At 67.4% G+C, this 9379-nt stretch carries 10 protein-coding genes and 1 pseudogene; 9 read left to right on the forward strand and 2 right to left on the reverse strand.

Annotated elements, in window-relative coordinates; genetic code table 11:
• Positions 1–87: 87 nt before the first annotated feature.
• From SCH01S_RS02315 to SCH01S_RS02350, 8 genes are all read left to right on the forward strand, one after another.
• Positions 88–732, forward strand: a complete 645-nt coding sequence (locus SCH01S_RS02315; RefSeq protein WP_046347169.1) for a histidine phosphotransferase family protein — start codon at positions 88–90, stop codon at positions 730–732.
• Positions 733–786: 54 nt separating this feature from the next.
• Complete coding sequence (locus SCH01S_RS02320) at positions 787–3126, forward strand: chemotaxis protein CheA (RefSeq protein WP_046347170.1); 2340 nt, start codon at positions 787–789, stop codon at positions 3124–3126.
• Complete coding sequence (locus SCH01S_RS02325) at positions 3126–3560, forward strand: chemotaxis protein CheW (RefSeq protein WP_046347171.1); 435 nt, start codon at positions 3126–3128, stop codon at positions 3558–3560. Before SCH01S_RS02320 ends, SCH01S_RS02325 begins: the two co-directional genes overlap by 1 nt.
• Before the next feature lie 78 nt (positions 3561–3638).
• A complete protein-coding gene (locus SCH01S_RS02330) occupies positions 3639–4004 on the forward strand; it encodes a response regulator (RefSeq protein WP_046347172.1) in 366 nt (121 codons plus the stop codon).
• Positions 4005–4019: 15 nt separating this feature from the next.
• On the forward strand, positions 4020–5114 hold the full coding sequence (gene cheB / locus SCH01S_RS02335) for a chemotaxis-specific protein-glutamate methyltransferase CheB (RefSeq protein WP_046347173.1): 1095 nt from the start codon (positions 4020–4022) through the stop codon (positions 5112–5114).
• The gene (locus SCH01S_RS02340) at positions 5111–5944 is read left to right on the forward strand and encodes a CheR family methyltransferase (RefSeq protein WP_046347174.1); all 834 of its coding nucleotides are present in this window, start codon (positions 5111–5113) and stop codon (positions 5942–5944) included. Before cheB ends, SCH01S_RS02340 begins: the two co-directional genes overlap by 4 nt.
• 172 nt (positions 5945–6116) lie before the next feature.
• The gene (locus SCH01S_RS02345; protein ID WP_046347175.1) at positions 6117–7007 is read left to right on the forward strand and encodes a DMT family transporter; all 891 of its coding nucleotides are present in this window, start codon (positions 6117–6119) and stop codon (positions 7005–7007) included.
• Positions 7008–7063: 56 nt separating this feature from the next.
• The gene (locus SCH01S_RS02350; protein WP_084689358.1) at positions 7064–7696 is read left to right on the forward strand and encodes an N-acetylmuramoyl-L-alanine amidase; all 633 of its coding nucleotides are present in this window, start codon (positions 7064–7066) and stop codon (positions 7694–7696) included.
• A gap of 33 nt (positions 7697–7729) precedes the next feature.
• On the opposite strand, the gene SCH01S_RS02355 is transcribed toward SCH01S_RS02350, so the two are convergent.
• Complete coding sequence (locus tag SCH01S_RS02355) at positions 7730–8416, reverse strand: alternative oxidase (RefSeq protein WP_046347177.1); 687 nt, start codon at positions 8414–8416, stop codon at positions 7730–7732.
• 31 nt (positions 8417–8447) lie between these two features.
• Positions 8448–8834 (reverse strand): group III truncated hemoglobin, encoded by a 387-nt coding sequence (locus SCH01S_RS02360; RefSeq protein ID WP_046347178.1) that lies wholly within the window; start codon positions 8832–8834, stop codon positions 8448–8450.
• Between the two features lie 91 nt (positions 8835–8925).
• On the opposite strand from SCH01S_RS02360, the pseudogene SCH01S_RS02365 reads away from it, so the two are divergent.
• A pseudogene (locus tag SCH01S_RS02365) lies at positions 8926–9353 on the forward strand (RrF2 family transcriptional regulator).
• The last annotated feature ends 26 nt before the right edge of the window (positions 9354–9379 follow it).

Below are 9379 nucleotides of genomic sequence, written 5' to 3' on the forward strand. Positions count from 1 at the left end.
AGCTGGCCGCCACCTGACTCATTCCCCCGACGAACCGCGTTGCCGCCCTCTTGCTCCGCGTCGCGCGCTCCGCCACTAGAGGCGCCCATGACGACCGCCGCCATCGATTTCGCCAGCCTGCTCTGCTCGCGCCTGTGCCATGACCTGCTGAGCCCGGTCGGGGCGCTCAACAACGGTCTCGAACTGCTTGCTGATGAGCATGATCCGGACATGCGGGCGCGCTGCCTCGATCTGCTGAATGAAAGCGCGCGGGCCTCTGCCAACAAGCTGAAATTCTTTCGCCTTGCGTTCGGCGCGGCCGGCGGGTTCGGGGACAGCGTCGATGCGCGCGAAGCTAAGGTCGCGATCGAAGGCATGTTCGGCGACGGCGGCCGCATCGAGATCGGCTGGATGGTCGAGCCGGCGACGCTGAGCAAGCCGGCGATCAAGGTGCTCTTGAACCTGGCGCTGATCGCCGGGGACGCGCTGGTGCGTGGCGGCCGGCTGGATATCGGCGCGGAGCAGACCGGGAACGGCACCGAGATGGTGGTGCGCGCCGAAGGGCCGCGACTGGTACTGGATCCGGAGCTGCGTCAGGCCCTCGAAGGCCGCACCAGCGCCGACGAGGTGACGCCGCGCGCCGCCGCCGCCTATCTGGCCAGCGAGCTCGCGCGCCAGGCCGGCGGATCGATCCAGGTCTCCGCGCCCGACGACCCGTTCGTAATGTTCGGAGCCACCCTCCGGGCGGGGTAAACCCCCTCTTAACTGTCGGCGCTCCATACGGTCCCAAAGAGGTTAATGGGGCCGATGGACGATCTTCTGGCGGAATTCCTGGCGGAGACGCGCGAGACGCTCGACGCATTGTCGGGTGAGATCATCGCGTGGGAGGCCGATCCGAGCGACCGCGGCCGGCTCGATGCCATTTTCCGCTTCGTGCACACGGTGAAGGGCAGCTGCGGCTTCCTTGAGCTACCGCGCTTCGAAACCTTGAGCCATGCCGCCGAGGATGTGCTGGCCGAGTTGCGCTCGGGAACCCGCACGGCGGATGCCGGATTGGTCAGCGCGGTGCTGGCGATCATCGACCGGATCGGCGAGCTGACCGAAGCGCTTGAAAGCGGCGCCGAGCTGCCGGACGGTGACGACCGGCTGCTGATCGCGGCGCTTTCCGCCGACAGCACTGTGTGCCCGATCACCGGCGCGGCGCCCGTCGTCATGCAGAGCGCGAACAAGGCGCCCGCGCGGAGCATCCGGGTGCCGCTGGACCTGCTCGACCGGATGATGAGCGGCGTCTCCGACATGGTGCTCGCCCGCAACGAACTGGCGCGGCGCCTGCGCGAAGTCGGCGCCGAAACCGAAGTCGGCGGCGCGTTCGAGCGTCTGTCGAGCTGTCTGGCGGACATGCGCGATTCGATCACGCGCACGCGCATGCAACGGATCGAGAAGCTGTTCTCGGCACTGCCGCGTATGGTGCGCGATACCTCGGCCGAGCTGGGCAAGGCGGTCGATCTCGACATCGACGGCAGCGATGTCGAGCTGGATCGCGAGATGATCGAGCTGATGCGCGATCCGCTGACCCATATGGTCCGCAACTCGATCGATCACGGCATCGAGAGCGCGGACGTGCGTGCGAAGCGCGGCAAGCCGGCGGCGGGCCGGCTGTCGATCAGCGCGCGCCAGTCCGGCAACCAGATCGTCATCGAGATCGCCGACGACGGCAATGGCGTCGACGAGGCGCGGCTGGTCGCGAAAGCGATCGCAGGCGGCGTTATCACCCAGGAAATCGCGAACGCGCTGCCGCCCGCGGCACGCGCGGCGCTGATCTTCGCGCCCGGCGTGTCGACGGCCGAGGAAGTTTCGTCCATTTCCGGCCGCGGCGTCGGCATGGACGTGGTCAAGTCGAACATCGAGCGGATCGGCGGCTCGATCGAGCTGGATAACCGGCCGGGCCTTGGCCTGCGCACGATTATCCGGGTGCCGCTGACGCTGACCATCATCGCATCATTGACGGTGTCCGCCGGCGGCCAGAGCTTTGCTTTGCCGCGCGCCGCGATCGAGGAGATCGTGCACGTGTCGAGCGCGTCGATCCGGGTCGATACGCTGGGCGATGCGACTGTCGCGACGATCCGCGGCCGGACGCTGCCGCTGCTGCATCTGGAGCATGTGCTGGGCACCGGGCGGGTCGAGCAGGTGACGGGCCGGACTATCGTCGTCGTCAGCGCCGGCGCGGGCCTGTCGTATGCGCTATGCGTCCAGGCCGTGCACGATCATGAGGAATTGGTGATCAAGCCCGCGTCGCCGGCCGTGATGGCCGCCGGCGTCTATGGCGGCATGTCGCTGCCTGACAGCGGCGTTCCGATGCTGATGCTCGACGCAGCCGGCATTGCCGCGCGCGCCGGCGTCGAGCCGGAGGAAGCGAACCCGATCGCCGCGCTGACCCACGACGCGGCGGCGGAGACCGGACCCGAGCTTACCTCGACCTTGTTGTTCCACGATCTTGCCGGCCGCCGCCGCGGCATCCGGCTGGGCGTGGTCGAACGACTGGAGGACGTGCCCGCCGATCGCGTTGCCGAGACCGCGGGGCGGCTTCGTGTCACCGTCGACGGGCGGGTGCTGCCGTTGCTCGGCTGCGAGGAGGCTGCGCCGCAGGGCTCGATGATCAAATTGCTGCGCCTGAGCGATGGTGCGTCGGAACTTGCCTACGCCATCGACGACGTCATCGACATCATCCAGCTGCCCCCGGCGATGCACCGCGCCACGTCGGAAGGGCCGGTCGCCGGCGTCGCATTGGTTCAGGGCGAACAGGTCGAGCTGATCGACGTGTTCTGGCTGTTCGCGCAAGCAGAGGCCGAGCCCGCGAAGGAAGAGCGGCCCTTGTGCCTGCTGGCCGATGCTGAGGATCGCTGGTCGCGGGAAATCCTGCGGCCGCTGCTGGAAGCCGCCGGCTACCGGGTCGGCTTCGCGGGAGACGGGGCCGACGTGCAGCCGGACGTGGTCATCGCCGCCGGCGATCCTGTCGCGACCGGCACCGCGCCGGTGATCCGGCTGCGTCCAGACATGGCCGGTGCGAATGACGGCAGCGTCTATCGCTACGATCGCATGGGCCTGCTCGCCGCGATCGAAGCCCAAGTCGCGAAGCGGAGGGCTTGATGGAAAATCTGTACTTGATCGCGACGATAGCCGGCCAGTCGGTGGCGATCCACGCATCGCTGGTCGATTCCGTCGTGGACCTGGGCGCGATCGCGCCGGTGCCGCTGGCGCCGCCGCACATCGCCGGCCTCGCCGCGCTGCGCAGCAAGGTGCTGACGGTGGTCTGCTGCGAATGCGCGCTGGGCTTTGCTCCGACGCAACGTGGGCCTCGTCGGGCTGTCGTCATCCAGATCGACGGCCACCATTATGGCCTTGTCGTCGGATCGATCGAGGATGCGCGCGTGATCGATGAAGCGCCGCAGCCGATCCGCGCGCGTCTCGAGCCGGGTTGGGCGCGGATTGCGATCGGAATGCTCGAACATGACGGCGAGGCGCTGCTGCTGATCGACCCGGAACGACTTATCGCCGGCGCCGACGAGGCGTTGGCGGCTTGAACGGGGTCATCTTTAACTTCGTCCTTACTCTCTTGGGTTAGGGCGGAGGACGACAAAACAAAGGTCGAGTGAAGCTTTATGAAAACCTGCCTCGTGGTCGACGATTCCAAGGTCATCCGGAAAGTCGCGCGCCATATCCTCGAAACGCTGGATTTCGAGGTTGCCGAGGCCGGCGACGGCCGTGACGCGCTCACCCATTGCGAGGCGACCCCGCCCGACGTGGTGCTGCTCGACTGGAACATGCCCGTGATGAGCGGCATGGAATTCCTGAAGGCGCTGAGCGCGACCGACCTGCCCAAGCGTCCCAAGGTCGTGTTCTGCACGACCGAGAACGGCATCGGCCATATCAAGGCGGCGATCGAGGCGGGCGCCGACGAATATGTGATGAAGCCGTTCGATCGCGACACGATCGCGAGCAAGCTCCAGATCGTCGGACTCGCGTAAGCGGGAGCCCCGGCGATGCCGCACCGCGCCCTGACGAGCGCCCGACGCGCGGCCGCCGAGACCAAGCCCATTCGCCTGCTGATCGTCGACGATTCGGCGGTCGCGCGGGCGGTGTTCACCCGCATGGTGGGCGAACGACCCGAATTCCAGCTCGCCGCCACCGTGCCGAGCGCTCAGGCGGCGCTGACTTTCCTCGCGCGCAATCGCGTCGACATCATCATCCTCGATATCGAGATGCCGGGCCAGGACGGCCTCAGCGCGATGCCGGCGCTGATCGCGGCGAGCCGCGGCGCGCGGGTGCTGATCGTTTCCTCGTCCGCCGAGCAGGGCGCCGCCGCGTCGATCCAGGCAATGACCCTCGGGGCGGCCGATACGCTCGCCAAGCCCGGCGCCGGTGCGTTCGGCGGACGCTTCGCCCAGGTGCTCGCCGAAAAGCTGATCCGCATCGGCCATGCGCCGGATGCCGAAGCCGGCGACAACCGGTCGCCCGAGCCGATGCCGCAGGTCCGGCTGCGTCGGATGGAGGAGGGCCGCGTGTCCTGCGTTGCGATCGGCGCATCGACCGGTGGCCTTCATGCCCTGTCGGATCTGCTGCGCGCGCTGCCGCAGGCGTTTGGCGCGCCGATCCTGATCACGCAGCATCTGCCGCCGTCGTTCATGAATATCTTCGCGACCCAGGTGCAGGAAATGTCAGGTCGGCCGACCAGCGTCGCGCGCGCGGGGTCGCCGCTGGCGCGCGGGCGCATCCTCATCGCACCGGGGGAAGGGCATTTGTCGGTCGAGATGACGGGCGGCATGCCGCGGGCGCGGATCACCGCCGAGCGGGTCGAGAGTGGCTGTCTTCCGTCGGTCGATCCGATGCTGGCAAGCGTCGGCGAGACGTTCGGGGCCAGCGCGATCGGCATCGTGCTGAGTGGCATGGGCCGCGACGGCCTGCGCGGCGCCGAGCGGATGGCGCACGCCGGCAGCGACATTTTCGTCCAGGATCGGGCAAGCTCGGTCGTCTGGGGAATGCCGGGCGTGGTCGCGCAGGCCGGCCTCGCCAGTGCGATGCTGCCACCCGTCCAGATCGCCGACCTCCTCGCCCGCCGCGAGCGGATCGCCGCATGACGATCGACAAGACCGCGCTCCGCCATCTGGCCGGCCTGCTCGAGCAGCGCACCGGTCAGCAGATCGGGCCGAACCGGCTGTGGCGGGTGGAAACTGTGCTCAAGTCGCTGATGCGCGAGCGCGGCATCGCCAATCTCGACGCGTTGGTCGCCGCGATCGGCGCCGCGCACGACATGACGCTCGCGACCGACGTGGTCGAGGCGCTGCTGAACAACGAGACCTTCTTTTTCCGCGATGCGCAGGCGTTCGAGCTGGTCCGCAACGGCGCGCTCGAGGCGCTGCGCCAGGCGCGCGCATCGTCCCGGCGAATCAGCATCTGGTGCGCCGGCTGCTCGACCGGCCAGGAGGCCTATTCGCTGGCGATGATCTTCGCCGATGCCCGTGCCAAATGGGACGGCTGGTCGATCGATATCACCGCGACCGACGTGTCGGAGGCGGCGATCGCCAAGGCGCGCGGCGGTTACTACAGCCAGTTCGAAATCCAGCGCGGCCTGCCTGTTTCGTCGATGCTCAAATGGTTCGACCAGGTCGGACACGACTGGCGGGTCAAGCGCGACCTCGCGCGCTATCTGCGCTTCCGCCGCCACAATGTGCTGATGGCGCAGACCGGCAGCTTCGACCTGATTCTCTGCCGCAACGTGCTGCTCTATTTCAGCCCGGAGCGCCGCCGCGAAGCCTTCGACCGGCTGGCGGCGAGCCTGGCGCCGGACGGTTATCTAATGCTCGGCGCGGGCGAGACGGTCATCGGCCAGACCGAAGCTTTTGCGTCTTCGCCCGAGCTGCGGGGCCTGTATCGGAAGACGGCGGCGCTGCGCGTGAAGGCCGCGTAACCCTCTCCCGCCGGGAGAGGGTCGACTCGCGGCGCAGCCGCGAGCGGGGTGAGGGCGATCGGCCTTGTCGCCCTCACCTCCCACACCCGCTTGCGCGGGCGCGGGCCCCTCCCTCTCCCGCCGGGAGAGGGAACCGGTTGCGCCGTCTGCGCGCCCCGCTACAGCCGCGGCGATGACCCAGCTTCAGCCCCGTCTTGGCGCGCGCGATATTGCCGTGGCCACGATGATGAACCTGCTCTGGGGCATGAACATCATCGCGGTGAAGATGGCGGTGATCGAAATCCCGCCCTTGACCGCTGCGCTGCTGCGCCAGGCGATCGTGCTGCTGGTCTGCCTGTCCTGGCTGCGCGTCGTGCCCGGGCGCATGCGGGAGCTGCTCGGTTTGGGCGTGCTGACCGGCGGCGCCTATTTCCTGGTCATCAACCTGTCGATGGCGGTTGCGACTAATGTCGGCGCACTCGCGATCGCGGGTCAGCTAGGCGTGCCGTTCGCGATGCTGCTGGCGGTGGTCGTCCTCAAGGAACGCATCCATAAATATCGGATCGCCGGCGTTGCGCTGTCGCTGCTGGGCGTCGGCATCCTGGTGTTCGACCCGGCGGTCGCAAATGAGATGCCGGGAATCGCGCTCACCGCGCTCGCCAGCCTGATCTGGGCGGGATCGTCGTTGATCCAGCGCAACCTGCGCGGCGTGCCGGTGCTGACGATGTACGCCTGGGTGGGGCTGCTGGGCGTGGTGATCCTCGCACCGGTCTCGCTGGTGTTCGAACCCCAGGCCGTGCGCTCGATTCCGCATCTGCCGCTGCACAGCCTTGGCTGGGTGGCCTTCTCTGCGATCGGCTCGACGATCTTGGGCCATGGCTCGATGTCCTGGCTGTTGCAGCGTCACCCGGTGGCGTCGGTCACGCCGCTGACGCTCGCCTCGCCGGTGCTGTCGGTGATCTTCGCCTCGCTCTTCTTCCGGACGCCCTTGACGCCGCTGATGATTTTGGGCGGGATCGTCGCGCTGACCGGCGTCGCAATCGTGACGATCCGCTCGGCTCGGGTTGGGGAAGGCCGCGCTTGAGAGAAATCATCGACACGCCCTCGCCGAATTTTGACGAGCGCAGCAGCCCCGTCTCGATGATCGTGCTCCACTATACGGGCATGCAGGACGCGGCGTCCGCCATCCAGCGGCTGTGCGATCCGGAAGCGAAGGTGTCGGCGCATTATGTCGTGACTGAGGATGGCCAGGTGCTCCGCCTTGTCGACGAGGCCAACCGCGCCTGGCACGCCGGCCGCTCGCACTGGCGCGGCATCACCGACGTGAACTCGGCAAGCGTTGGTATCGAGATCGTCAATCCCGGCCATGAGTTCGGCTATCGTCCCTTTCCGGAGGAGCAGATCGACGCGCTGATCCCGCTCGTCCATGGCATCAAGGAGCGCTACGGCGTCACCCGTGGCAATGTCGTCGGCCATTCGGACGTGGCCCCCGCGCGCAAGCAGGATCCGGGCGAGCTTTTCCCCTGGTATCGGCTGGCGAAGCTGCGTCTCGCGCTGCCGCGCCCGACGAAGAACCTGATGGATCCCGGCTGGACCGATGCCGGCTTCCTGCTCGCGCTCGAACGCTTCGGCTATGACGTGACGGACGATCTGGCGGCGACGGTCGCGTTCCAGCGTCGGTTCCGCCCTGAGCTGGTCGACGGCACCATCGACGCCGAATGCCGCGCGATCCTGCTCGCGCTGCTGCTGCCCAAGCCGCAGGGGGATGAATAACTTGGGCCCTCTCCCTGCAGGGAGAGGGAAGCTTTACGCCGCCATGCGGATGTCGCTGGCGTGTTCCGGATAAGGCGCAAGCGCCGTGGCGGCCGGCTGTCCGGCCAGCTCGTTCGCGAAGCCGTGATTGACGTCGCGGTGGTGCGCCTCGTCCGCGCGGACGACCAGCACCACGTCGCGCAGCATCGCATCGGCCGGCAGCTTCCAGTAGTGGCGCGCGATCGCCGGTGCCGGCAGGTTCGGGGAGCGGCCTTCGTCTATTTCCTTCAGGTACAGCGTGTAGCTGATCACCGCCTCTTCTTCGAAATAGCCGACCACGCGGTGCGCGGTCTTGGCGGAGATCAAGTAAAGCGCGAAGAAGGCGAGATAAAAGACCCACTGCACGCCCAGGATGACCAGCCGCTCGAACAGCGTCGGCTTGGCGACCTCGATAAAGGTCATCAGGTGCATCCGCTCGTTCTCGGCTTCCTCCATCAGCGTGCGGATCCAGCCCTGATCGTCGCACATCCGGCGGAGGCACTTCAGATGGTTGATCGTGGCGCCGACCATGCCGGGCACCGCCGCGACGGTCTCCAGCACGATCGCGCGGTGGCCATAGCGCTTCGCGAAAAACGTATCGGCGCAGAATCGCAGCAGCTTGGTGAAGCCGAACGCGATCCGGTCGGACAGATCCGCCGGCTTATGATGAACGCTCAGGTCGACAATCGGTGCGTGGGTCATTGGAAGCATTCCCTGTCTGCTTCGGTGGAAATCAGGCGGCGCGAACGTCGCGCCTGAAGGCGAGGCCAAGTTGCAGGCTTTCGGCGATCCGGCCGGCGCGTTCCTGCAGCGCCTGCGCGGCCGCGCCCGGCACCAGGTCGGACGTCGTCTCCGCCCAGATCGCGAGCCAGCGTTCGAACATCTCTGGCCTGATCGCATCGGCGTGGCGCAGGTGCGCGGCCATCGGGCTGCCCTTGTAGCGGCCGCTGGTCAGCATCACTGACGACCAGAAGGCCGTCAGCTTGCCCAGATGCTCGTCCCAATCGTCGACGGCCGCGTTGAACAGCGGCCCGATCAGCGGGTCTTGCCGCACCCGGCCGTAAAAGGCGGGCACCAGCGTCGCCAGCATGTCTTCAGTGATGATGTCCGCCCCGGTCATCGTGCCGCTCCGAAAGATGCAACAAAAATGCATCTATCCTGAGTCGCGAAAACATGCAAGAATAATACATCTATTTCGGCCGGGAAAATCGATGCGCCTGACGCGCTATACGGACTATGCCTTGCGCGTGCTGACCCACCTGGCGGCACACCCCGATCGGCTGTGCTCGATTGCGGAAATCGCGCGCGGCTATCGTATTTCGCAGAATCATCTGATGAAGGTGGTCAACGATCTCGCGCGCGAGGGCTTCGTCGACAGCGTGCGCGGGCGGGGCGGGGGCATCCGCCTGGCGCGGTCGTGCGGCACACGGAAGAAGGGTTCGACCTGGTCGATTGCGGCGATTGCGTGATCGCGCCCGCCTGCGGCATCACCGGCGTGCTTCGGGAAGCGCTCGGCGCCTTCATGGCCGTGCTCGACCGCTACACGCTCGACGACCTGATGCGGCGCCGGACGGATATCGCGGCGCTGCTGGCGGGTATCAGCCCTCTCCCTCCAGGGGAGAGGGCAGGGCGAGCATAGCTCGCCCGGGAGAGGGGCCGAGCCAG

Source organism: Sphingomonas changbaiensis NBRC 104936, from assembly GCF_000974765.1.
GTDB lineage: Bacteria > Pseudomonadota > Alphaproteobacteria > Sphingomonadales > Sphingomonadaceae > Sphingomonas_B > Sphingomonas_B changbaiensis.

Bases quoted from the DNA above. Each gene is read 5' to 3' on its own strand.
- SCH01S_RS02360 (WP_046347178.1), bottom strand. From the start codon at position 8,834: ATGACCGGGGCGGACATCATCACTGAAGACATGCTGGCGACGCTGGTG.
- SCH01S_RS02330 (WP_046347172.1), top strand. From the start codon at position 3,639: ATGAAAACCTGCCTCGTGGTCGACGATTCCAAGGTCATCCGGAAAGTC.
- SCH01S_RS02355 (WP_046347177.1), bottom strand. From the start codon at position 8,416: ATGACCCACGCACCGATTGTCGACCTGAGCGTTCATCATAAGCCGGCG.
- cheB (WP_046347173.1), top strand. From the start codon at position 4,020: ATGCCGCACCGCGCCCTGACGAGCGCCCGACGCGCGGCCGCCGAGACC.
- SCH01S_RS02320 (WP_046347170.1), top strand. From the start codon at position 787: ATGGACGATCTTCTGGCGGAATTCCTGGCGGAGACGCGCGAGACGCTC.
- SCH01S_RS02345 (WP_046347175.1), top strand. From the start codon at position 6,117: ATGACCCAGCTTCAGCCCCGTCTTGGCGCGCGCGATATTGCCGTGGCC.
- SCH01S_RS02315 (WP_046347169.1), top strand. From the start codon at position 88: ATGACGACCGCCGCCATCGATTTCGCCAGCCTGCTCTGCTCGCGCCTG.
- SCH01S_RS02325 (WP_046347171.1), top strand. From the start codon at position 3,126: ATGGAAAATCTGTACTTGATCGCGACGATAGCCGGCCAGTCGGTGGCG.
- SCH01S_RS02340 (WP_046347174.1), top strand. From the start codon at position 5,111: ATGACGATCGACAAGACCGCGCTCCGCCATCTGGCCGGCCTGCTCGAG.
- SCH01S_RS02350 (WP_084689358.1), top strand. From the start codon at position 7,064: ATGATCGTGCTCCACTATACGGGCATGCAGGACGCGGCGTCCGCCATC.